Genomic DNA, 21688 nt, shown 5'->3' on the forward strand with positions numbered 1-21688 from the left:
GCCGAATCTCCTCTGCAGCGCGGATCTCCTCGGCTGGGACTGCCGCTAGCGTGACCGGATGGACTCCCACCGGCTCGGCGCGGCGCTTCCGCGGGTCATCGGCTGGCTGAACCGCTTGAACGCGCGCCACCCCTGGAGCCACAACGACCGCCTCCACCGCTGGATCGCGCGGCGGCTTCCGGACCGCCGGGGCTCGGCCCTCGACGTCGGCTGCGGGCAGGGCCTGCTCGCCTGGCGGCTGTCCCACCGGTTCGGGCGCGTGCTGGCGATCGACGTCGACGCGCCGCAGGTCGCCGCGACCACCGCGCGCTGCGCCGACCGCCCGAACGTGACCGCCCGGGTGGCGTCCTTCGCCGAGGTCGACGGCACCTTCGACGGAATCACGATGGTCGCGGTGCTCCACCACCTCGATCTCGAGGATGCGCTGCCCAGGATCCGCCGCCTGCTCGCGCCCGGCGGCCGCCTGCTCGTGATCGGCCTCGCCCGCTCCGAGACCCGGATCGACCTCGCATGGGACCTGCTCTCGGCCATCACGAACCCGCTGATCGGGGTGATCCTCCATCCCCGTCCGGTGCTGGATCCGCCCTCCGGGGATCCGTTCCCCACGAAGGACCCGGATGTCACGCTCTCGGAGCTGCGCGGGGCGTTCGCCCGTCACCTTCCGGGCGCGCGCTTCCGGCGCCGGCTCGGCTTCCGCCACACGATCGAGTGGACCGCTCCGGCGCGCTGAGCCCCGTCAGGCGCGGCGCTCGCGCAGCCACACCGCGGCGAGCGCGCCGGCGATGGCTCCGAAGAGGTGGCTCTGCCAGGAGACGCCGACCTGTCCGGGCAACACGCCCCACAGCAGCGCGCCGTAGAGCGCGGCGACCACAACGCCGATCAGGATCTGCCCGATGCGCCGGTTGAACAGCCCGCGCAGGATGACGTAGGTCAGCCACCCGAAGATCAGGCCGCTCGCGCCGAGGTGGACGGTGCCCGGGCCGCCGGTGAGCCACACGGCTGCTCCCCCGCCCAGCCAGATGACCGCGGTCGCCGCCAGCCCGCGGCGGTAGTCGACCGCGAGGGCGAGGAACCCGAGCACGAGGGCGGGCACGGTGTTCGCGACGAGGTGCGGCCATCCGGCGTGAAGCAGCGGCGCCCACAGCACGCCCCAGACGCCGTCGGGCCGCCACGGCTCGATCCCCTCGCGGTCGAGGCGGTTGAACATCAGCGTGTCGACGACCTCGATCACCCACAGCGCGATCACGAACACGCCGATCGTGACCGCCGCCGGTCCGATCGCCCACCGAGCGCGGGCGGGAGCGGCTGACTGGGTCACGTGGCGATGATATCCGCGCCCGCTCGGCGTCCGTCCGTCCGGGTTCTCAGGCGAGCGGCCTCACGACCACCGGCACCGGCTCGACGCCGACCGTGACGCGCTCCTCGAACTCGAGGCGCTCCGACGCGGCGTGCTGCAGGCGCAACAGCGTTCCGTCCTCCGTGCGCACGACGGTGCGACGCAGGGATCCGAGGAACGTCGACTCCTGCACAACGGCGGGGATGGTGCCGCCGAGCCGGACGTTCTCGGGACGCAGGAACGCCTCCGCGGCGCCGTCGGCCGCCTCGCCCACCACCGGCACCTCCACGCCGAGCACTGTCGCGACGCCGCCCGACACCACCGCCGGCACAACGGAGGACAGCCCCACGAAGGCCGCGACCCCGGGCGTCGCCGGGCGCAGGTAGAGCTCCTCGGGCGTGCCGATCTGCTCGATCCGTCCCGCGTTCATGACGGCGATCCGGTCGGAGACGGCGAGCGCCTCCTCCTGGTCGTGCGTGACGAACACCGTCGTGGTGCCGAGGCGCAGCTGGATGCGGCGGATCTCGTCGCGCAGCTGCACGCGCACCTTGGCGTCGAGAGCCGACAGCGGCTCGTCGAGCAGCAGCACCCGCGGCTCGGTCACCAGGGCGCGGGCGAGGGCCACGCGCTGCTGCTGTCCGCCGGACAGCTGGTGAGGGAAGCGGTCGGCGAGATGCCCGAGGCCCACGAGGTCGAGCGCGTCGCCCGCGCGCGTTGTCGCCTTCGCGCGCGCGACGCCGCGCCGGCGCAGGCCGAACGCGGTGTTGTCGATGACGCTGAGGTGAGGGAAGAGGGAGTACGCCTGGAAGACCATGCCGATGTCGCGCTTGTTCGTCGGCGTGGCCGAGACGTCCTGCCCGCCGAGCAGGACGGATCCGCCGGTCGCCTGCTCGAGGCCGGCGAGCACACGCAGGGCCGTCGTCTTGCCGCAGCCCGAGGGGCCGAGCAGCGACACGAACTCCCCCGGGCGGATGTCGAGGTCGATGCCGTGAAGCACGCGGGTGGATCCGTAGTCCTTCACCACGCCGCGGAACTCGACACGGGTGCCCTCGCCCGCCTCGGCGAGCAGGGCGTTGCCGGAGGTCTGCGGCAGCCCCAGCGGGATGTCGTCGATGGCGGTCATTGCGGCTTCGCTTTCGTGAGGGGGCGCGGGGTGCGCACGGCCTTCGGGCCGCCGATCCCGCCGATGACGAGGAGCAGGATGAACACGAACACCAGCGCGATCAGGGTGAAGATCGCCGGCGCGTAGACGTCCTGTTTGCTGACGAGCACCATCGCGGTCTGCAGGACCTGCCGGTTCAGCAGCGACGCGATCGTGAACTCGCCGAGCACCACGGCGACCGAGATGAGGGATGCCGCGAGCAGCCCCTGGCGCAGGTTCGGGGCGAGCACGCGCAGCACGACGGTGATCCAGCCGGATCCGAGCGAGCGCGCCGCCTCGGAGAGCGTCCGGATGTCGATCGCGTCGACGGATGCCTGGATCGCCCGGTACGCGAAGGGAAGCACCGTGATGCCGTACGCGAAGGCGAGAGTCCACGCCCCGGTGCCGAGCGTGCGCGACACCTGCAGGTAGATGGGCGCGAGCCCGACCACAAGCACGATCGCCGGGATCGAGATCGGCAGCAGCGCGACGAACTCGAACGCGCGCTTGAGCTGCGGGAATCGGAGGTTGACGAGGATGATCGTCGGCGCGATGAGCACGAGCACGATCGCCACCGTCACGAGGGCGAGGATGAGCGAGTTGCCGAGTCCGATCCACAGCGGGCGGAGCGTGCCGGCCGCGGCGGGATCGAACAGGCCGGTCCAGTTGGCGACCGAGTAGCCGTCGCCGTCGCGCAGCGTGTGAAGCAGCGTCGCCGCGAGCGGCACGAGGAAGGCGACGCCGACCAGCACGCCGATGATCCAGCGGGTCGTGCGCGACGGCGCGATCAGCCCGGCGCTCATCGCTGCCACCGCGCGGCGCGCTTCTGGATGACCGAGTAGCCCCACATCGCGAGGGCGACGACGGCGATCATGCCGAGGGCGAGGGCACCGGCGAGGTTCTCGCGCCCGAGCACCGTCTCGCTCGTCAGTGCCGCGCGGATCTGCAGCGGGATGATCGGCGCTCCCTGGCTGACGAGCGCCGCGGCCGTCGCGTACGACGAGAACGCGTTGGCGAACAGCAGCAGCAGGCTGGCGAGGAATGCGGGGGCGAGCACCGGGATGCCGACCTGCGTCCAGAAGCTCGCGCGCGTGCCGCCGAGGGTGAGGTTCGCCTCCGCCCACTGCGGCTTCAGCGCCGACAGGGCCGGCATGAAGGTGATGACCATAAGCGGCACCTGGAAGTAGAGGTAGGGGCCGATGAGGCCCGGCAGGTCGTAGAGCCACATGCCGCCCTCGTAGATGTCGACCCCGAGCACGCTCTGGATCAGCAGCGTGACCACTCCCTGCGCGCCGAACGCGGCGATGAAGACGAACGCGAGCATGACACCGCCGAACTGGGCGAGGACCCCGGCGGCCGCGTCGACGGCGCGCCGCACCGGGCTGTGCTCCGACAGCCCGAGCAGCGCGTAGCAGACGAGGGCGCCGATGACCGCGCCGACGACGGCGGTCAGCGCGGACACCCAGATCGTGCTCCAGAAGCCCGCCAGGATGACGGGGTCGGCGAGGGCGGACAGGTTATCCCACGTGAACGCGCCCTCGCTGTCGAAGAGCCCGGATCCGAGCGCGAGCACGGTGGGCAGCAGGAGGAAGAGCGCGATGTACGCGGCGAACGGCGCGAGCCCGAGCCACGCGAGCACCGCGGCCGCGCTGCGGCGGCGCGCGGGGGTCGCGCGCGCCGCCGCGTCGCCGGCCGNNGCGGAGCCCGGGGTGGGCTCCGCGGCCGGCAGGGTGAGGACGGTCACTTGACCGCCGCGGCCCATTCGGCGCCGAGCAGCTCGCCGGCGGCCGTGCTCTGCTCCTCGGTGGGCACCAGCGTCTCGGCGGGCGTCGCCGGCAGCGCCGCGGCGAGGTCGGCGTCGATCGTGCCGGCCTCGGTCATGGCGTCCATGCGCACGGGGCGGGCGCCGCCCTTCAGCCACAGGTTCTGCGCCTCGTCGCTGTAGAGGAACTCCTGCCACAGGCGCGCGGCCGCGGGGTGCGGGGCGTCCTTGTTGATCGCCTGGTTGTAGTAGCCGGCGTAGCCGAGGTCGTCGAACACGACGACCTCCCAGTTCTCGTTGTCGGCGGTGTGCACCGCGTTCAGGTAGTCCCAGTCGAAGACGACGGGCGTCTCGCCGCTGGCGATCGTGGCCGGCGTCACGTCGAGCTTCAGGAAGTTGCCCGCGTCGTTGAGCTTCTCGAAGAAGTCGATGCCGGGCTGGAAGTCGTCGAGGTCGCCGCCCGACTGCAGCGTCGCGAGGCCCACGCCCGCGAACGCCGCGCCGGCCTGCGTCGGGTCGCCGTTCAGCGCGACCGAGCCCTTGAACTCCGGGGCCAGCAGGTCGTCGAGGGCGGTGATCTCCGGGAACTTCGACGAGTCGTAGCCCACGGACATGTACCCGCCGTAGTCGCCGACGAACAGGCCGGTCGGCTCCTTCAGCGCGTCGGGGATCTCGTCCCACGTCTGCACCTGGTACGGCGCGAAGTGGTCGGTGCTCTGGAGCGCGACCGCGAGTCCGAGGTCGAACACGTCGGGGGCGATGTCGAGGCCCTTGTTGGTCTCGGCGGCCTCGATCTCCTCGGCGCTCGAGACGTCGGGCGACTGCTCGTTGATCGCGATCTCGGGGTACTTCGAGGCGAACAGGTCGAGGATCTCGCCGTAGTTCGCCCAGTCGCGCGGAAGCGCGATGACGTTGAGCGCGCCCTCGGCCTTGGCGGCCTCTTCGAGCGCCTCGAACGAGCCGAAGTCCTCGACGCTCGTGGCCGTCGCGGCGTCGACGGCGCCCTCGGCGGCGGCGGGGGCGGCCGCGGGCGAGGCGCAGCCGGTGAGGGCGAGGGCGGATGCGGCGACGAGGCCGAGCCCGGTGAAGAGGGAACGACGGATCATGGATGTCCTCCAGGGAAGGGAAGGCCCGCGCTGTGGTGCGGGCGCGCTCGGGTGGCGCTCGTCTCGGGGGGAGACATCCCGAACGCTAGGGACAACACATGAACGTCCCACTCTCCGGGAGGTGAACGACGTTCCCGACCATGGTTACCGGCTGGTGACGCGCCTCTCGGATCGCCGCGGACGCGTGAGGCGGCCCGTCCCTCGAGCGGCCGCCTGAGCCGTGCGCCCGGCTCAGTAGACGATGCTGAGGAAGGGCGCCCGCGGCGCACGCAGCGCGGCGTCCACCGCATCCACCGTCTCGGCCGAGCCTGAGACGCGCCCCGCGGCGCGCAGCACCGCGAGCGAGAACCCGCCGAGGTAGACGGCGGACAGCTCGATCACGGACAGCTCGATGTCCGGGGCCGCGTCGGCCGTCGCCACCGTCGCCTTCCCGTCCGCGATGTCGACCCGCCAGGTCCCGTCGGCGTACCCGAGCGGATCCGTCACCCTCACCGTGAACGAGGCGGGAGCCGCGTACGCACGGGCCTCGAGCGCGGCGGGGACGTCGAGGATGCGCAGCCAGCCGTGGTCCTTCTGGCTCGAGACGGGCACGCGCGCATCGTCGACGAACCAGGGCAGCGGCTCATCGACCGGACGCATCGGTGCGACCACGGTGCCCACGAGGTCGTGCTCGATCGCGAAGCGCCAGAGCGCGGCGAGCGCCTCGTCGTGCTCGGCGATCAGGTATCGGATGCGGAGAACGCCGCGGCCGTCGTCCTCCGGGTCCCCCTCGACGCTGTACGCCATGACGCCGCGGGGCTCCCCCGCCGCGTCGACGTACCGCACGGTGCGGACGGCGGCGTTCTTGTCTTCGGCGAGCGCGACGCGCCCGCGCCAGCGCCGCGGCCAGCCGGGGATCTCGCCCACGCGATGGGGCAGCGTCCGCTCGTGCAGCTCGCCCATCAGGCGCGCGGCGTCCTCACGATCGAGGTACTGCACGCGACCGGGCGCATCCGGCCCCGCCCACCGCGCCCGGCGCGTGTCGACCTTCCAGGTCGCGATCCTCGTGGCGGGCGCGAAGCCGTAGCGGCCGTAGATCGTCGCCTCGCTCGCCGTCAGGCCCGCCGCGGGAACCCCGGCGGCATGCGCATCGCGCAGCTCGGCCTCGAGCAGCGCCCGCGCCACGCCGCGGCGACGATGGGTGGCGGCGACGGTGATGGTGCTGATCGACCACGACGGCAGGACGCCGCCGGGCACGGTCATCGGCGCGACCCACGAGCTGGCGGTCGCGACGGGCCGTTCGGCCTGCGGGGTCGAGAGGTCGTAGACACCCGTGACCCGTCGCCAGGACATCGGCTCGCGCCACTCGGCGATCTCGTCGTCGGACAGCTCTGGCCCCGCGAAGCCTCGGCGCACCGCGTGCGACCAGGCATCCATGATCGCGGCGCGCTCGTTCTCTATCAGGCGATACTCGAGGCCGCGTTCCGCGAGCGCCGCTCGCGTGGTCTCATCGAGGGGAAGCGTGCGGGCGTCGGGAAGCTCTGCCATGCCTCCGACACTATCCAGCGCCGGGACGGCTCAGCACGCCCTTGCGCGGGAGCGCCGGATGGGTCAGTGCGCCGCCTGCGCGTCGCGCAGCCGCGCCAGCACGAGGTCCTTGAGCTCCTCGGGTGCCGTCTCCTTGCAGGCGCGCGCGACGACCTCGGTCAGCGTGCGCGAGACCAGCGCCTCGTCGCGGCACGCGGCGCACGTCGCCAGGTGCTCCTTGATGTCGGCGTGCTCCGTCTTGCAGACCTCGTTGCGGAGGTACTCCTCGAGGTCCTGGCGCGCCTTCTCGCAGCCGCAGTCGATCATCTCTCACTCCTGTTGGGACGTCGGCTCGCGGGGCGCGCGCCGGCGGGGGTGTCGGTCGCGGCCTGGATCCCTCGCTCGGCCGCGTAGTCCTTCAGCAGGTCGCGAAGCAGGCGCCGTCCGCGGTGGAGGCGGCTCATGACCGTGCCGATGGGGGTCTTCATGATGTCGGCGATCTCCTGATAGGCGAAGCCCTCGACATCCGCGAGGTACACCGCCATCCGGAAGTCGTCCGGGATGGACTGCAGGGCCTCCTTGACGACGGATGCCGGCATCCGGTCGATCGCCTCCGCCTCGGCCGACCGGCTGCTCATGGCGGTGGTCGACTCGGCACCGCCGAGCTGCCAGTCCTGGAGGTCGTCGATCGTGCCCTGGTAGGGCTCGCGCTGCTTCTTGCGATACGTGTTGATGTACGTATTGGTGAGGATCCGGTACAGCCACGCCTTGAGGTTCGTCCCCTGCGTGAAGGACGCCCACGACGCGAACGCCTTGACGAACGTCTCCTGGACGAGATCCGCGGCGTCGCTCGGATTGCGCGTCATGCGCATCGCGGCGCCGTACAGCTGATCCATGAACGGCAGCGCCTGCTCCTGGAACTGGTCGCGAGCCGTCTCGGGACCCGCCTCCCCAGCGGGGCTCGCACCAGAGCCCGACTGCGCGGTCACGTCGTCGGTGGGTGCCAGATCGAGCTCGTCATCCATCACGCGCCAGTCTAGGCCGGTCACCCGTGAGGACACGGGGGCGTACCCCACGCGCTCAGGCGCCAGAATCGTGGCAGTCATCCAGGTCCTCGCTTTCACTAGGCTGGAACCGATGAGCTCGCGCGTGTATTCCCCCGAGGCCCCGCAGGGCGAGTACGCCGCGCCCGTCGCGGACGCCCCGCTCAACGCGGCGCTGGCGATCCCCGGCTCCAAGTCGCTCACCAACCGCGAGCTGATCCTCGCTGCGCTCGCCGAGGGCCCGAGCCGGCTGATCGCGCCGCTCCAGTCGGACGACTCGCGCCGGATGGTCGAGGGCCTCCGCTCTCTCGGCGTGGTGGTCGAGGAGGTGCCGGGCGAGAGCCCGTTCGGACCCGATCTGCTCGTTCACCCGGCTTCGCCGTTCACCGGTGGCGCCACTATCGACTGCGGCCAGGCGGGCACCGTGATGCGGTTCCTCGCGCCGCTGGCGGGCTTCGCCTCCGGCGACGTCCTCGTCACCGCCCACGAGAGCGCGCTGCATCGCCCGATGGCCGAGATGATCCGCGCGATGCGCGACCTCGGCGTCGACATCGACGACGGCGGCCACTGGTCGCTGCCGTTCACCGTGCGCGGTCACGGCCACGTCCGCGGCGGGGAGATCGCGATCGACGCCTCGGTCTCGAGCCAGTTCGTCTCGGGGCTGCTGCTCGCGGCCCCGCGCTTCGACGTCGGACTGCACCTGCGTCACGTCGGCGCACGGCTGCCCAGCGTGCCGCACATCGACATGACCGTCGAGGCCCTCGCGCGCCGCGGCGTGCACGTCGAGCGTCCCGCGGCGGGCGAGTGGATCGTGCCGGCGGGAAGCCTGCGTGCCAAGGACATCGCCATCGAGCCCGATCTGTCGAACGCGGCGCCGTTCCTCGCCGCGGCGATGGTCGCCGGCGGATCCGTGACGGTCGCGGGCTGGCCGCCGCACTCGACCCAGCCGGGTGCGCAGCTCGCCGACATCCTGCAGCTCATGGGCGGTCGCGTCAGCCGTCGCGGCGGCGCCCTCACGGTCGCGGCAGGTCGCGGCATCCACGGCGTCGAGCTCGACCTGTCGGCCGTGAGCGAGCTCACGCCGACGCTCGTGGGCCTGGCGGTCTTCGCCGATTCCCCGACGACCTTCCACGGGATCGCCCACATCCGCGGTCACGAGACCGACCGCATCGCGGCGCTCGCCGCGAACGTGACCGCGCTCGGCGGATCGGCCGAGGAGCTGCCCGACGGCATCCGCGTCATCCCGCCCGCGGTGACGGGCAAGACGCTCACGAGCGGCACGTGGCGAGCCCACCACGACCACCGCATGGCGACAACGGGAGCGCTGATCGGCTTGCGTGTTCCCGGCGTCGTCGTCGACGAGATCGGCACGACGGCGAAGACCCTCCCCCAGTTCACGCAGCTGTGGGACGAGATGCTGGGCGGGCGATGACGCCCTCGCGGAGCGGGCGGAGCGGGGCGAAGTGCGCCGTGCTGAGCGAGCGGAGCGAGTCGAAGTGCGCCGTGCTGAGCGAGCGGAGCGAGTCGAAGTGAGCTGGCTCGACGACCCCCTCGACGACGAGGACGAGCCGCTCTTCGACGAGAGCGACGTCCGCGTCCGCCCGAACCCCAAGGCGAACCGGCCGCGGACCAAGCGTCGCCCGGCGCACGAGGACGCCACCATCGCGCGCGTGCTGGGCGTCGATCGCGGCCGGTACACGGTGCTCGCCGGCGAGGACACCCCGGAGGAGCGCCAGCTCACCGCCGTGCGCGCCCGCGAGCTGCGGAAGATGCCGATCGTCACGGGCGACCGCGCGCGCGTGGTCGGCGACACCTCCGGCGAGGAGGGGACGCTCACCCGCATCGTCGGCATCGAGGAGCGCACCTCGCTCCTTCGCCGCAGCGCAGACGACACCGACCAGGTCGAGCGCGTCATCGTGGCCAACGCCGATCAGATGCTGCTCGTCGTCGCCGCGGCCGATCCCGAGCCGCGCCCCCGGCTCGTCGATCGGTACCTGATCGCCGCGCTGGATGCGGGAATCCGGCCGCTGATGGTCATCACGAAGACCGACCTCGCGGATCCGGCGCCGTTCCTCACGCACTTCGAGGGTCTCGACGACCTGCGCGTGTTCACCAGCGCGCGGGATGAGACTCCCGTGGACGAGATCGGCGCGGCCCTGATCGGGCACTCGACAGTGTTCGTCGGCCACTCGGGCGTCGGCAAGTCGACGCTCGTGAACGCGCTCGTGCCGACCGCGGGACGAGCGACCGGTCACGTCAACGTCGTCACGGGTCGTGGGCGGCACACGTCCTCTTCGACCGTGTCGCTGCGGTATCAGGGCGAGGGCGGATCCGGCTGGGTCATCGACACCCCGGGCGTGCGGTCGTTCGGGCTCGGGCACGTCGACCCGGCGAACATCATCCGCGCGTACCGCGACCTCGAGCCGGTCGCCGAGCAGTGCCCGCGTGGATGCACGCACCTCGCCGATGCCCCCGACTGCGCGCTGAACGAGGCCGTGGCCGAGGGCGCCCTGCCGGCGTCGCGCGTCGACTCGCTGCAGCGCCTGCTCGCGACCTTCAAAGACCGCACCGACTACTAGCCTCCCCGCTCGACCCGGTCGTCGAGCGAGCGCAGCGAGTCGAGACGCCCAAGCCTCACGAGGGACGGCCACACTTGCGCCCCCGCTCGTTAGGCTTGACGGGTGACTGAGACGCGCCTCGAACCCGGTACTCCCGCTCCCGACTTCACGCTGCAGGATCAGGATGGCAAGTCCGTCTCGCTGGCGGACTTCCGCGGCGGCAAGGTCGTGCTGTACTTCTACCCCGCGGCGATGACGCCCGGCTGCACGACCGAGGCGTGCGACTTCCGCGACAGCATCGCCTCCCTCTCCGGCGCCGGCTACACGGTGCTCGGCGTCTCGCGCGACGAGCCGGCCAAGCTCGCCGAGTTCCGCGACCGCGACGGCCTGACGTTCGGGCTGCTGAGCGACCCGGATGCCGCCGTGCACCGCGCCTACGGGGCGTGGGGCGAGAAGATGAACTACGGCAAGGTCGTCGAGGGCGTCATCCGCTCGACCTTCGTCCTCGACGAGCAGGGCACCATCACGAAGGCCCTCTACAACGTCAAGGCCACCGGCCACGTCGCCCGCCTGCGCCGCGAGCTCGGCATCGACTGACGCTCGGCGGCACTAGGGCGCTAGCCGACGCGGCTGACGCGGGCAAGCCCATCGGTGCCGCCGGACGGGCATGCCACGATCTCCGCATGTCCGTCACGGAGCACTCCCGACACCCACGCCCCGGATCCCCTCGCCTGACCCGGCACGTCGCGCCCGGGGCGCATCGCCTCGAGCAGGCGCACGTGAACTGCTACCTGATCGAGGACCAGGGCCAGGTGACGATCGTCGACACCGGCCTGCCCGCGACCTGGCGCGTCCTCCCCGATGCCCTCGCGGCCATCGGCAGCGCGCCCTCGGCGGTGCAGGCCGTCGTGATCACGCACGCGCACTTCGACCATCTCGGCTTCGCCCGCGCGATCCGAGACCGGTGGGGAGTGCCGCTGCACGGCCACCCGGGGGATGCGGGCCTCGCCGCGCACCCCTACCGGTACGCTCACGAGTCGCCGCGGATCCGGTATCCCTTCCGCTACCCGGCCTCCGTGCCGGTCCTGGCCCGCATGACAGCCGCGGGCGCCTTGCGGGTGCGCGGCGTGGATGGCCTGCGCGCGATCCAGCCCGACGAGGTGCTCGACGTCCCGGGGCGTCCCCGAGTGGTGTTCAGCCCCGGCCACACCTCCGGCCACTGTGCACTCGTCATCCCGGAGCGCGATGTCTTGTTGAGCGGCGATGCGCTCGTCACCTTCGACCCATACACCACCGAACGGGGACCGCGGGTGGTGGCCGCCGCGGCGACCGCCGACGTCGCCGAGGCGTTCCGCTCGCTGGCCCGGCTCGACGAGACGGAGGCCTCCGTCGTTCTGCCGGGGCACGGTGACCCCTGGCGCCAGGGCGTGCGGTCCGCGACCGCCGTCGCCCGGCGGGTCGGCGCCCGCTGAGCGAGTTCCCTCGTCGGCGCCGTTGCCCGACGCGGACCCCGGCACACGAAGAACGCCCTCCCGCGATGCGAGAGGGCGTTCTTCACCGAGCGGTGGGGCTCAGAAGTCCCAGTCCTCGTCGTCCGTGGCCTCGTGCTTGCCGATGACATACGACGAGCCCGAGCCCGAGAAGAAGTCGTGGTTCTCGTCCGAGTTGGGCGAGAGCGACGACAGGATGGTCGGGTTCACGTTGGTGACCGACGAGGGGAACATCGCCTCGTAGCCCAGGTTCATGAGGGCCTTGTTGGCGTTGTAGTGAAGGAACTTCTTGACGTCCTCGGTCAGCCCGACCTGGTCGTAGAGGTCCTGCGTGTACTGCACCTCGTTGTCGTAGAGCTCGTAGAGCAGCGAGAACGTGTAGTCCTTGATCTCGTCGCGCTCGGCCTGGCTGACCAGTTCGAGGCCCTTCTGGAACTTGTAGCCGATGTAGTACCCGTGCACTGCCTCGTCGCGGATGATGAGGCGGATCAGGTCGGCCGTGTTCGTGAGCTTCGCGCGGCTCGACCAGTGAAGCGGCAGGTAGAAGCCCGAGTAGAACAGGAAGCTCTCGAGCAGGGTCGAGGCGACCTTGCGCTTGAGCGGCTCGTCGCCACGGTAGTACTCCATGACGATCTGAGCCTTCTTCTGCAGGTTCGGGTTCTCCACCGACCAGCGGAACGCCTCGTCGATCTCCTGCGTCGAGCACAGCGTCGAGAACACCGACGAGTAGCTCTTGGCGTGCACCGACTCCATGAACGCGATGTTGGTGTACACCGCCTCCTCGTGCGGGGTCAGCGCATCCGGGATCAGCGACACCGCGCCCACCGTGCCCTGGATCGTGTCGAGCAGCGTCAGGCCCGTGAACACCCGCATCGTCAGCTGCTGCTCGGCCGGCGTGAGCGTGTTCCACGACTGGATGTCGTTCGACAGCGGCACCTTCTCGGGCAGCCAGAAGTTGTTCACGAGGCGGTTCCACACCTCGACGTCCTTATCGTCCTGGATGCGGTTCCAGTTGATTGCCTGGACGTGATCCAGGAGCTTGACTGCTTCGGTCATGATTCCTTCTTCAGCATTTCGACTCGCGTGATGACCGCGGGCATCAGAGCGTGCAGGAGACGCACTGGTCGATGTCGGTGCCCTCGAGCGCCATCTGACGCAGGCGGATGTAGTAGATCGTCTTGATCCCCTTGCGCCATGCGTAGATCTGCGCCTTGTTGATGTCGCGCGTGGTGGCGGTGTCCTTGAAGAACAGCGTCAGCGACAGGCCCTGGTCGACGTGCTGCGTGGCCGCGGCGTACGTGTCGATGACCTTCTCGTAGCCGATCTCGTAGGCGTCCTGGTAGTAGTCCAGGTTTTCGTTCGTCATGAACGGCGCCGGGTAGTAGACGCGGCCCAGCTTGCCTTCCTTGCGGATCTCGACCTTCGACGCGATCGGGTGGATCGACGACGTCGAGTTGTTGATGTACGAGATCGAGCCCGTCGGCGGCACGGCCTGCAGGTTCTGGTTGTAGATGCCGTGCTGCTGGATCGATGCCTTCAGCTCGCGCCAGTCATCCTGCGTCGGGATGTGGTGCGCCGCGAACATCTCCTTGACCTTGTCGGTCTTCGGAAGCCACGCCTGCTCGGTGTACTTGTCGAAGAACTCACCCGAGGCGTACTTCGAGTCCTCGAAGCCCTCGAAGGCGACGCCGCGCTCGATCGCGAGACGGTTCGACGCGCGCAGCGCGTGGAACAGCACCGTGTAGAAGTAGATGTTCGTGAAGTCGACACCCTCCTCCGAGCCGTAGTAGACGCGCTCGCGGGCGAGGTAGCCGTGCAGGTTCATCTGGCCGAGGCCGATGGCGTGCGACTTGTCGTTGCCGTCCTCGATCGAGCGGACCGAGCGGATGTGGCTCTGGTCGCTGACCGCGGTGAGGGCGCGGATCGACGTCTCGACGGTCTGACCGAGGTTCGGCGAGTCCATCGCGAGCGCGATGTTCAGCGAGCCCAGGTTGCAGGAGATGTCCTTGCCGATCTGGTCGTACGAGAGGTCCTCGTTCAGCGTCGTCGGCGTGTTCACCTGCAGGATCTCGCTGCAGAGGTTGGACATGTTGATCCGGCCCTTGATCGGGTTGGCCTTGTTCACCGTGTCCTCGAACATGATGTACGGGTAGCCCGACTCGAACTGGATCTCCGCGAGCGTCTGGAAGAACTTGCGCGCGTTGATCTTCGTCTTCTTGATGCGCGGGTCGTCGACCATCTCGCGGTACTTCTCGGTGACCGAGATGTCGCCGAAGGGCACGCCGTAGACGCGCTCGACGTCGTAGGGCGAGAACAGGTACATGTCCTCGTCGTTCTTCGCGAGTTCGAACGTGATGTCCGGCACGACGACGCCGAGCGACAGCGTCTTGATGCGGATCTTCTCGTCGGCGTTCTCGCGCTTGGTGTCGAGGAACTTCATGATGTCGGGGTGGTGCGCCGAGAGGTACACCGCGCCCGCGCCCTGGCGTGCGCCGAGTTGGTTCGCGTAGCTGAACGAGTCCTCGAGCAGCTTCATGACGGGGATGATGCCGCTCGACTGGTTCTCGATCTGCTTGATCGGGGCGCCGGCCTCGCGGATGTTCGACAGCAGCAGCGCCACGCCGCCGCCGCGCTTGGACAGCTGCAGCGCGGAGTTGATGCCGCGGGCGATCGACTCCATGTTGTCCTCGATGCGCAGCAGGAAGCAGCTGACGAGCTCGCCGCGCTGCGCCTTGCCGGCGTTGAGGAAGGTCGGCGTCGCGGGCTGGAAGCGGCCCGAGATGATCTCCTCGACGAGGTTCCACGCGAGATCCTGGTCGCCGTCGGCGAGCGCGAGGGCGGTCATCACGACGCGGTCCTCGAAGCGCTCGAGGTAGCGCTTGCCGTCGAACGTCTTGAGCGTGTAGCTCGTGTAGTACTTGAACGCCCCGAGGAAGGTCTCGAAGCGGAACTTCTTGCCGTAGGCGAAGTCGTTCAGGCGCTCGATGAACTCGAACGGGTACTTCTCGATGACGGCGCCCTCGTAGTACTCCTTCTCGACCAGGTAGTCGAGACGCTCCTTGAGGGAGTGGAAGAACACCGTGTTCTGGTTGACGTGCTGCAGGAAGTACTCCCGAGCGGCGCGCTTGTCGGCGTCGAACTGGATCTTCCCGTTCTCGTCGTACAGGTTCAGCATCGCGTTGAGGGCGTGATAGTCCATGCCCTCGAACTTCGCGTTGTGCTTGAAGTCGACTTCCGTGGTCAAGGCCGCTGCTTCCACCATCGTTCCAATCCGTCGCTGACGTTCGCGACGTCGTCGGGTGTGCCGAAGAGTTCCAGCCGATACAAGTGAGGCACGTTGCACTTGCTGCTGATGATGTCGCCGGCGATGCAGAAGCCATCGCCGAAGTTGGTGTTCCCCGCCGAGATGACCCCTCGGATCCATCGCCGGTTGCGTTCGTCGTTGAGGAACCGGATGACCTGCTTGGGAACCGCGCCCCGCCCGTCACCCCCGCCGTAGGTGGGGGTGACGAGCACGTAGGGCTCTGCGACGACGAGGTCGTCGTCGCCGCGGTGGAGAGGGATCCGCTCGGACCGCATCCCGAGCTTCTCGATGAAACGTGCGGTGTTGCCCGACACGCTCGAGAAGTAGACAAGGAGCGGCGCTTCAGTCGCGGTGACTGCTGCGGTCATGTCTCCTCACTCCTCCGTGTACCGGACCCGCCGGCATCTCGACTGGATCGGCGAGTTCCTCGATCGAGGAACCGGAACCGGTCAGGCGAGGCGCGTGGCGAGCTCGTCGATCATGTCGGGGCGGAAGCCCGACCAGTGGTCCTCGTCGGTCACGACGACCGGCGCCTGCATGTAGCCGAGCGCCTTGACCTGCTCGAGCGCGTTCGGGTCCTGCGAGAGGTCGACGACCTCGTACGCGATGCCCTTGGAGTCGAGAGCGCGGTACGTGGCCGTGCACTGGACGCAAGAAGGCTTGGTGTAGACCGTGATCGCCATGACGCTGCTTCCCCTTACAAATCGTCTGAGCCTCGGCGAAGCGCCGCCGGGACCTCAATACTACATATGGGTACGGACATTCGGGCCCACCACTAGGACTAGTAGTTACACGGTTGTCATTTTCCACTGTTCTCCACCGCCTCACCACAGGTCTGTCCACCGATCCATCCACAGACGGGGCCTTCGGAAGAGGGCCCGGCTGAGGCGGGAAATCGCGGTTCGCGGACGTGGCGCGACGGCTTCTCCACAGGTACAACGCTAGGGAGGGCCACCGACATCCCACAGGGTGTGGATCCGGTCGCCCCGGCGTGTCGCGGCGTGTCGCGCGGCGGGTGTCGGCACCGCCCTCGGCGGGCCGTTTCTGCCCTGTCTCCGCCCAGCCTCACGGGGATCCCAGCCGATAATCTCAAGGGATGTCCTCTTACCGTGAGCTGGCCCGCACCCCGGGCGTCGGCCGGATCATCGCCGCACAGCTGACGGCGCGATTCCCCTCTGGCATGGTCAGCCTCGGCCTCCTCATCCACGTCGAGCATCTGACCCACTCCTACGCCGCGGCCGGCATCGTCCTCGCGGCGATGTCGATCGGCCAGGCCGCCGCGGGTCCCATCACCAGCCGCTGGATGGGCCGCTGGGGGATGCGCCCGGTGCTCACGCTGCTGACCGCGCTGTACGCCACCACGATCGCCGTCCTGGCGCTCGCCCCGCTGCCCGTGCCGGCGCTGATCGTGCTCGGCCTCATCGCCGGCGTCTCGACGCCGCCGGTGCAGTCGGCGGTGCGCACCATCTACCCCAAGATGGTGAACTCCCGCCAGCTCGGAGCGCTGTACTCGCTCGACGCGTCGCTGCAGGAGATCATCTGGGTCGCCGCGCCCGTGCTCGTCACCTTCCTCGCGCTGCAGGTCTCCTCGGTGGTCGCGCTGCTCGTCATCTCGGTGATCGCACTCGGCGGCGGGGCGTGGTTCATCCTGTCCCCCGAGGTCGGCCGGGTGCGCATCCCGCGCAGCCGCACCGCGCTCGGCCGGGTGCTGCGCAAGCCCACGGTGCTGCTCACGACCGGGATCGGCGTGCTGTTCATCGGATCGGCCGCCGCGATCGAGGCAGGCGTGGTCGCCGCCTTCGGCGAGGGCGGCGTCGAGTCGGGCCTGGTGCTCGCCGCGTACGCGCTGGGCAGCCTGACCGGCGGACTCGGCTCCGGCGGCATCCCGATGAGCCGGTGGTCCGCGGCCCGCCGACTCGTCATCGTCGCGATCGGCAGCGCCCTCACCCTGGTCTGGGTGAGCAACCCGTTCTGGCTCGCCTTCGCCCTGTTCATCGCCGGCGTCGGCTTCGCTCCGGCTCTCGCCGTCATGCTCGCCGGCACCTCCGCGAGCGTGAAGTTCAGCGAGACGGCCGAGGCGTACGGATGGATCAACACGGGTCAGCTGATCGGCGCCGCGCTCGGATCCATGGCCGCCGGGTTCGCCATCGACGGCAACGGCCCCGTCGGCGCCTACCTCGTGAGCATCGCGATGGTCGTCGGGGCGGCGATCATCGCGGCGGTCTTCCACCGCGCCTTCCCGGATCTCCGCCACCGCGACGCCTCGCCGATCCCCGACACCGAGCAGCTCCCCGTCATCACCTGACGGGGGCGGGCCGGCGGATGGCGGCGACCGTAGGCTGATGCCATGGTGTCTGCTCCCCTGACTCTGCCCCGGATGCACTGGGGTGACCCGGCGTCAGCCCGCCGCGCCCTGCTGGTGCACGGTCTCGGATCGTCCGGTGCCCTGATGTGGCGCTTCGGCGTGGCGCTCGCGGATGCCGGGTGGCACGCGACCGCCGTCGATCTGCGCGGGCACGGCGACGCGCCGCGGGCCCTCGACTACTCGGTCGCCGCCTACGCGGCCGACGTCGCCGGGGTGCTGCCCGACAACAGCGGCGCGTGGGACGCGGTGATCGGCCACTCCCTGGGAGGCGCGGCCTCGACGGTCGCCGCGGCCGACCACCCCGACTGGACGCGGAAGCTCGTCCTGGTGGATCCGGCGATCGTCGTCGACGGGCACGACGCGGGCATCATCCGGCGCAGCCAGGAGCGGGCGTTCGCGGACAACCGGATCGAGACCGTGCGCGAGGAGCACCCGCACTGGCACCCCCAGGACCTCGAGCTGAAGGTCGACGGCGTCGCTCGCGCGAGCCGTTGGGCCGTCGAGCAGACCAGCGCGCAGAACGCGACGTGGGATGTGCGCGAGGCCGCGTCGCGGCTGCGGGTCCCCACGCATGTGATCGGCGCGGACCCCGCCGTGTACAGCCTCTTCACCGGCGCGAACGCCGACGCCGTGCTGCGCAATCCCGCGGTGACGATGTCGATCGTCCCGGGCGCCGGCCACTCCCCGCATCGGGACAAGCCGGAGCGGACGATGCGGCTCCTCGCGGAGGTGCTGTCGTGAGCGTCTTCGATCCTCGCGACATCCTGACCGACGAGCTCGTCGAGCGGATCCGCTCGCGCGCGGCCGCCGTCGACGCCGGCAACGTCTTCCCGGACGAGGATCTCGACGAGCTGCGGGATGCCGGCTATCTGCGCGCGCTCGTGCCGTCGGACCGGGGCGGGCTCGGGCTGTCGCTCGCCGAGGTCTCGCTGCTGCAGCAGCGCCTCGCCGAGGCGGCGCCGGCCACAGCCCTCGCGGTCAACATGCACCTGGTCTGGACCGGCGTGGCGAAGGTCATGCAGGACCGCGGGATCGACGACCTGCGCTTCGTGCAGGAGGGCGCCGCGGCGGGAGAGGTGTTCGCGTTCGGGATCAGCGAGGCAGGCAACGACCTCGTCCTCTTCGGCAGCGACACCGAGGCCGCCCCGCAGCCCGACGGGTCGTATGCCTTCACGGGCACGAAGATCTTCACCTCGCTCGGCCCGGTCTGGACGCAGCTCGGGCTTCACGGGCTCGACACGACGTCGCCCGATGCGCCGCAGATGGTCTACGCGTTCGTCGGCCGCGACGAGCGCGTCGTGACACGCGACGACTGGGACACCCTCGGCATGCGCGGCACGCAGAGCCGCACCACCGAACTGCACGGCGCGACCGCGCCGGCCGACCGGGTCGTCCGCCGTGTCGCTCCGGGCCCGAACCCCGATCCGATCGTGTTCGGCATCTTCAGCGTCTTCGAGATCCTGCTCGCCTCGGTGTACACCGGCATCGCCCGCCGCGCGCTGGACCTCGCGGTCGAGACCGCCCAGAAGCGCCGCTCGAAGAAGACCGGCCGGTCGTACGCGCAGGATCCGGACATCCGCTGGCGGATCGCGGAGATGGCGCTTGCGTACGACGCCCTGCCGCCGCAGCTCGCCGCGATCGCCGGCGATGTCGACCACCGCGCGGACCACGGCGCGCGCTGGTTCTCGCTGCTGTCCGGCATCAAGCACCGGGCGACGGCGACCGCGAAGCGGATCGTCGACGACGCGATGCTCGTTGCGGGCGGCTCGTCGTACTTCGCATCGAACGAGCTCTCGCGTCTCTACCGCGATGTGCTCGCGGGCGCCTTCCACCCGTCGGACCCCGAGTCGGCGCACGCCACGGTCGCCTCCGCCTGGCTCGGTCCGATCGAGCAGTAGACCGTCTCGGGCGTCAGCGTCCGTCGAAGTCGAATGCGCGCAGCAGTTCGGCGACGGCCTGCTCTCGGTCGTCCTCGGCACCGCTCTCGAACATGTGCGTCACGTGCGTGCGCAGGTGGTTCTCGAGCAGCAGGCGGTTCAGCGACTCGAGTGAGCGCTGGATGGCGCGTGACTGCGTGATGATGTCCATGCAGTAGTCCTCGTTCTCGATCATCCGACCGAGGCCGCGCAGCTGGCCTTCGAGGATGCGAGTGCGGTGCAGAGCGCGCTTCTGGATGTCTTCGATCACACCGCGAGAGTACCCCCGCCGGGTATGAAGAGCGTGCGAGGATGGCGGGCATGGCGACCCTCGAGCTGCTCTCACCCGCCGACCAGGAGCGCTTGCGCGGCCTGCGCCGTATGAAGGCCGTGGCCCTCGGAGCGCTGATCTTTATGGCCGTGCTGTTTGTGTTCGGCTTCGCGCTGCAGGACCGGATCCATGCCTTCGCGTACGTGCGCGCCGCGGCGGAGGGCGGGATGGTGGGCGCCCTCGCCGACTGGTTCGCGGTCACGGCACTGTTCCGACGGCCACTCGGGCTGCCGATCCCCCACACGGCGATCATCCCGACCCGCAAAGACGAGATCGGACGCAACCTCGGGGAGTTCGTGGAGACGAACTTCCTCGAGGGCGGCGTCGTGCGGGCCAAGCTCGCCTCCACGCCGATCGCCGCGCGCCTCGGTGCCTGGCTGCGCCAGCCGGAGCACGCGGAGCGCGTGGCGTCCGAGGGCGCGGCCGTCGCGCAGGGAGTGCTGCGCGCGCTGAGCGATGACGACGTGCAGGATGTCATCGAGTCACTCGCGCGCCGTCACCTCATCGAGCCCGGCTGGGGAGACCCGCTGGGCGGCTGGCTCGAGCGCGTGATCGACACGGGCGCGCATCACGGCGCCGTCGATCTGGCGGCCGAGACGATCGCCGCCTGGCTCGACGCGAACCCGGAGGCATTCCAGGGGCTGGTCTCCCGTCGGCTTCCCTCGTGGGTGCCGTCCATGGCGCAGCGGCTCGTGGATCACACCGTCTACAACGAGGCGGTCGCGTTCGTGGGCGCCGTCCAGGCGGATCCGGATCATCCCGCCCGTCGCGCGATCGACGGCTATCTCTCGCGGCTTGCCCACAATCTGCAGCACGACGACGCGACACAGGGCCGCCTCGAGCACGCCAAGTCGACGCTGTTCGACAGCCCGGGCGTACGCCGTCTCGCCGCCGAGGCGTGGGGGGCCGCCAAGCAGGGCCTCCTCCGCGAGCTCGAGCAGCCGGACAGCGCGCTGCGCCTCCGCCTCCGCGACGCACTGGCGGAGGTGGGCGGGCGGCTCGAGGAGGACCCGTCCCTCCGTGAGCGCGTGGACACCTGGGTGACGGATGCCGCGGTGTTCGTCGTCGATCGCTATCGCCACGACATCGCGTCGCTGATCACGGACACGGTCGAGCGGTGGGACCCCCAGGAGACGACCGAGAAGATCGAGCTGATGGTCGGGCGCGACCTGCAGTACATCCGCCTCAACGGCACGGTCGTCGGCGCCCTCGCAGGCCTCGTGATCTTCACGATCGCCCACGCGCTGCTCGGCTGAGTCAGTCGACGCGCTCCACGCGGCCGCCCGTCAGCCGCACGAGCTCGTCGAATGTCAGCGGGAACACCGAGTGCGCGGTTCCCGCCGCGGCCCAGAGCTGAGGGTACGTCTGGAGGTGTTCGTCGACGATCGTCTCGATCGGTTCCGGGTGCCCCGTCGGGGCCACTCCCCCGATGACCTGCCCGGTAGCCTCGAAGACCTGCTCCGCGGAGGCGCGCCTGATGGCGCCGCGACCAAGGCGCTCAGCGAGCGCCGCGGTGTCGACGCGGTGGGCGCCGCTCGTCATGACCAGCAGCGGTCGATCGTCGCACCAGAACACGAGGCTGTTGGCGATCGCCCCGACCTCGACGCCGAGGGCGGCGGCCGCCAGAGCTGCGGTGGACGCGGCATCCGGGAGGATGACGATCTCGCCGGGGATGCCGGCCTCGCGGAGCCTGTCGGCGACGCGGAGATTACGGGGATGAAGCTGCGCGCTCGTCATGCGCGCAAGTCTACGAGCGACAAGAACACCCGTATAAATGCAGAAGGGCCACCCGTCGTTGGGTGGCCCTTCTGTTCACGTGAAGTCCGGCGG

23 protein-coding genes are annotated in these 21688 nt (G+C 70.1%); 9 read left to right on the top strand and 14 right to left on the bottom strand.

Annotation, left to right across the window (positions count from 1 at the left end):
• Positions 1-58 precede the first annotated feature (58 nt).
• Entirely contained in the window at positions 59-730 is a 672-nt protein-coding gene (locus ABD161_RS13130) for a class I SAM-dependent methyltransferase (protein ID WP_344003727.1), read from the top strand.
• Positions 731-736: 6 nt separating this feature from the next.
• Here ABD161_RS13130 and ABD161_RS13135 read toward each other — a convergent pair whose 3' ends face one another.
• The 8 genes from ABD161_RS13135 to ABD161_RS13170 all read right to left on the bottom strand — a co-directional run bounded on the left by ABD161_RS13135 (position 737) and on the right by ABD161_RS13170 (position 7957).
• Positions 737-1318: a rhomboid family intramembrane serine protease gene (locus ABD161_RS13135; RefSeq protein ID WP_344003729.1), complete on the bottom strand. Its 582-nt coding sequence runs from the start codon at positions 1316-1318 to the stop codon at positions 737-739.
• A 46-nt stretch (positions 1319-1364) separates the two neighbouring features.
• Positions 1365-2459, bottom strand: coding sequence for an ABC transporter ATP-binding protein (locus ABD161_RS13140; protein WP_344003732.1), 1095 nt, complete (start codon positions 2457-2459; stop codon positions 1365-1367).
• The gene (locus ABD161_RS13145) at positions 2456-3280 is read right to left on the bottom strand and encodes an ABC transporter permease (RefSeq protein ID WP_344003734.1); all 825 of its coding nucleotides are present in this window, start codon (positions 3278-3280) and stop codon (positions 2456-2458) included. The genes ABD161_RS13140 and ABD161_RS13145 overlap by 4 nt, the downstream gene beginning before the upstream one ends.
• The gene (locus tag ABD161_RS13150) at positions 3277-4239 is read right to left on the bottom strand and encodes an ABC transporter permease (protein ID WP_344003737.1); all 963 of its coding nucleotides are present in this window, start codon (positions 4237-4239) and stop codon (positions 3277-3279) included. The genes ABD161_RS13145 and ABD161_RS13150 overlap by 4 nt, the downstream gene beginning before the upstream one ends.
• A complete protein-coding gene (locus ABD161_RS13155) occupies positions 4218-5345 on the bottom strand; it encodes an ABC transporter substrate-binding protein (RefSeq protein WP_344003740.1) in 1128 nt (375 codons plus the stop codon). Before ABD161_RS13155 ends, ABD161_RS13150 begins: the two co-directional genes overlap by 22 nt.
• Before the next feature lie 231 nt (positions 5346-5576).
• Entirely contained in the window at positions 5577-6872 is a 1296-nt protein-coding gene (locus tag ABD161_RS13160) for a GNAT family N-acetyltransferase (protein WP_344003743.1), read from the bottom strand.
• Between the two features lie 63 nt (positions 6873-6935).
• Positions 6936-7178, bottom strand: coding sequence for a zf-HC2 domain-containing protein (locus tag ABD161_RS13165; protein ID WP_135114316.1), 243 nt, complete (start codon positions 7176-7178; stop codon positions 6936-6938).
• On the bottom strand, positions 7175-7957 hold the full coding sequence (locus ABD161_RS13170) for a sigma-70 family RNA polymerase sigma factor (RefSeq protein WP_344003748.1): 783 nt from the start codon (positions 7955-7957) through the stop codon (positions 7175-7177). The genes ABD161_RS13165 and ABD161_RS13170 overlap by 4 nt, the downstream gene beginning before the upstream one ends.
• 31 nt (positions 7958-7988) lie before the next feature.
• Here ABD161_RS13170 and aroA point away from each other — a divergent pair, with 31 nt between their 5' ends.
• From aroA to ABD161_RS13190, 4 genes are all read left to right on the top strand, one after another.
• On the top strand, positions 7989-9326 hold the full coding sequence (aroA, locus tag ABD161_RS13175) for a 3-phosphoshikimate 1-carboxyvinyltransferase (RefSeq protein ID WP_344003752.1): 1338 nt from the start codon (positions 7989-7991) through the stop codon (positions 9324-9326).
• 97 nt (positions 9327-9423) lie between these two features.
• Positions 9424-10473 carry a ribosome small subunit-dependent GTPase A gene (rsgA, locus tag ABD161_RS13180; RefSeq protein WP_344003755.1) on the top strand — a complete coding sequence of 350 codons (1050 nt, stop codon included), beginning with the start codon at positions 9424-9426 and terminating at the stop codon, positions 10471-10473.
• A 102-nt stretch (positions 10474-10575) separates the two neighbouring features.
• Positions 10576-11049 carry a thioredoxin-dependent thiol peroxidase gene (gene bcp / locus ABD161_RS13185; protein WP_344003758.1) on the top strand — a complete coding sequence of 158 codons (474 nt, stop codon included), beginning with the start codon at positions 10576-10578 and terminating at the stop codon, positions 11047-11049.
• Between the two features lie 86 nt (positions 11050-11135).
• Positions 11136-11924, top strand: coding sequence for an MBL fold metallo-hydrolase (locus tag ABD161_RS13190; RefSeq protein WP_344003761.1), 789 nt, complete (start codon positions 11136-11138; stop codon positions 11922-11924).
• Between the two features lie 99 nt (positions 11925-12023).
• Here ABD161_RS13190 and nrdF read toward each other — a convergent pair whose 3' ends face one another.
• The 4 genes from nrdF to nrdH all read right to left on the bottom strand — a co-directional run bounded on the left by nrdF (position 12024) and on the right by nrdH (position 15929).
• On the bottom strand, positions 12024-12998 hold the full coding sequence (gene nrdF, locus ABD161_RS13195) for a class 1b ribonucleoside-diphosphate reductase subunit beta (protein WP_344003764.1): 975 nt from the start codon (positions 12996-12998) through the stop codon (positions 12024-12026).
• Positions 12999-13041: 43 nt separating this feature from the next.
• A complete protein-coding gene (gene nrdE, locus ABD161_RS13200; protein WP_344003767.1) occupies positions 13042-15204 on the bottom strand; it encodes a class 1b ribonucleoside-diphosphate reductase subunit alpha in 2163 nt (720 codons plus the stop codon).
• Complete coding sequence (gene nrdI, locus ABD161_RS13205) at positions 15183-15614, bottom strand: class Ib ribonucleoside-diphosphate reductase assembly flavoprotein NrdI (protein ID WP_344003770.1); 432 nt, start codon at positions 15612-15614, stop codon at positions 15183-15185. The genes nrdE and nrdI overlap by 22 nt, the downstream gene beginning before the upstream one ends.
• 81 nt (positions 15615-15695) lie before the next feature.
• A complete protein-coding gene (nrdH, locus tag ABD161_RS13210) occupies positions 15696-15929 on the bottom strand; it encodes a glutaredoxin-like protein NrdH (RefSeq protein ID WP_135114326.1) in 234 nt (77 codons plus the stop codon).
• A 413-nt stretch (positions 15930-16342) separates the two neighbouring features.
• Here nrdH and ABD161_RS13215 point away from each other — a divergent pair, with 413 nt between their 5' ends.
• From ABD161_RS13215 to ABD161_RS13225, 3 genes are read left to right on the top strand one after another with little or no spacing between them, the layout of a single operon-like run.
• Positions 16343-17551: an MFS transporter gene (locus ABD161_RS13215; protein ID WP_344003775.1), complete on the top strand. Its 1209-nt coding sequence runs from the start codon at positions 16343-16345 to the stop codon at positions 17549-17551.
• Between the two features lie 42 nt (positions 17552-17593).
• Positions 17594-18352 (top strand): alpha/beta fold hydrolase, encoded by a 759-nt coding sequence (locus tag ABD161_RS13220; RefSeq protein ID WP_344003778.1) that lies wholly within the window; start codon positions 17594-17596, stop codon positions 18350-18352.
• On the top strand, positions 18349-19509 hold the full coding sequence (locus tag ABD161_RS13225; protein WP_344003781.1) for an acyl-CoA dehydrogenase family protein: 1161 nt from the start codon (positions 18349-18351) through the stop codon (positions 19507-19509). Before ABD161_RS13220 ends, ABD161_RS13225 begins: the two co-directional genes overlap by 4 nt.
• Before the next feature lie 13 nt (positions 19510-19522).
• Here ABD161_RS13225 and ABD161_RS13230 read toward each other — a convergent pair whose 3' ends face one another.
• Positions 19523-19798 carry a metal-sensitive transcriptional regulator gene (locus tag ABD161_RS13230; RefSeq protein ID WP_135114329.1) on the bottom strand — a complete coding sequence of 92 codons (276 nt, stop codon included), beginning with the start codon at positions 19796-19798 and terminating at the stop codon, positions 19523-19525.
• 50 nt (positions 19799-19848) lie between these two features.
• Here ABD161_RS13230 and ABD161_RS13235 point away from each other — a divergent pair, with 50 nt between their 5' ends.
• The gene (locus ABD161_RS13235) at positions 19849-21114 is read left to right on the top strand and encodes a DUF445 domain-containing protein (protein WP_425560903.1); all 1266 of its coding nucleotides are present in this window, start codon (positions 19849-19851) and stop codon (positions 21112-21114) included.
• Between the two features lies 1 nt (position 21115).
• Here ABD161_RS13235 and ABD161_RS13240 read toward each other — a convergent pair whose 3' ends face one another.
• On the bottom strand, positions 21116-21595 hold the full coding sequence (locus ABD161_RS13240) for a YbaK/EbsC family protein (protein ID WP_344003788.1): 480 nt from the start codon (positions 21593-21595) through the stop codon (positions 21116-21118).
• Between the last annotated feature and the right edge of the window lie 93 nt (positions 21596-21688).

The organism is Microbacterium paludicola, assembly GCF_039529675.1.
In the GTDB taxonomy this organism is placed as follows: Bacteria; Actinomycetota; Actinomycetes; order Actinomycetales; family Microbacteriaceae; genus Microbacterium; species Microbacterium paludicola.

Coding starts and splice junctions, on each gene's coding strand:
- ABD161_RS13130 (WP_344003727.1), top strand. CDS start 59: ATGGACTCCCACCGGCTCGGCGCGGCGCTTCCGCGGGTCATCGGCTGG.
- ABD161_RS13140 (WP_344003732.1), bottom strand. CDS start 2,459: ATGACCGCCATCGACGACATCCCGCTGGGGCTGCCGCAGACCTCCGGC.
- ABD161_RS13145 (WP_344003734.1), bottom strand. CDS start 3,280: ATGAGCGCCGGGCTGATCGCGCCGTCGCGCACGACCCGCTGGATCATC.
- ABD161_RS13155 (WP_344003740.1), bottom strand. CDS start 5,345: ATGATCCGTCGTTCCCTCTTCACCGGGCTCGGCCTCGTCGCCGCATCC.
- ABD161_RS13160 (WP_344003743.1), bottom strand. CDS start 6,872: ATGGCAGAGCTTCCCGACGCCCGCACGCTTCCCCTCGATGAGACCACG.
- ABD161_RS13165 (WP_135114316.1), bottom strand. CDS start 7,178: ATGATCGACTGCGGCTGCGAGAAGGCGCGCCAGGACCTCGAGGAGTAC.
- ABD161_RS13170 (WP_344003748.1), bottom strand. CDS start 7,957: ATGACTGCCACGATTCTGGCGCCTGAGCGCGTGGGGTACGCCCCCGTG.
- aroA (WP_344003752.1), top strand. CDS start 7,989: ATGAGCTCGCGCGTGTATTCCCCCGAGGCCCCGCAGGGCGAGTACGCC.
- ABD161_RS13190 (WP_344003761.1), top strand. CDS start 11,136: ATGTCCGTCACGGAGCACTCCCGACACCCACGCCCCGGATCCCCTCGC.
- nrdF (WP_344003764.1), bottom strand. CDS start 12,998: ATGACCGAAGCAGTCAAGCTCCTGGATCACGTCCAGGCAATCAACTGG.
- nrdE (WP_344003767.1), bottom strand. CDS start 15,204: ATGGTGGAAGCAGCGGCCTTGACCACGGAAGTCGACTTCAAGCACAAC.
- nrdI (WP_344003770.1), bottom strand. CDS start 15,614: ATGACCGCAGCAGTCACCGCGACTGAAGCGCCGCTCCTTGTCTACTTC.
- nrdH (WP_135114326.1), bottom strand. CDS start 15,929: ATGGCGATCACGGTCTACACCAAGCCTTCTTGCGTCCAGTGCACGGCC.
- ABD161_RS13215 (WP_344003775.1), top strand. CDS start 16,343: ATGTCCTCTTACCGTGAGCTGGCCCGCACCCCGGGCGTCGGCCGGATC.
- ABD161_RS13220 (WP_344003778.1), top strand. CDS start 17,594: ATGGTGTCTGCTCCCCTGACTCTGCCCCGGATGCACTGGGGTGACCCG.
- ABD161_RS13235 (WP_425560903.1), top strand. CDS start 19,849: ATGGCGACCCTCGAGCTGCTCTCACCCGCCGACCAGGAGCGCTTGCGC.
- ABD161_RS13240 (WP_344003788.1), bottom strand. CDS start 21,595: ATGACGAGCGCGCAGCTTCATCCCCGTAATCTCCGCGTCGCCGACAGG.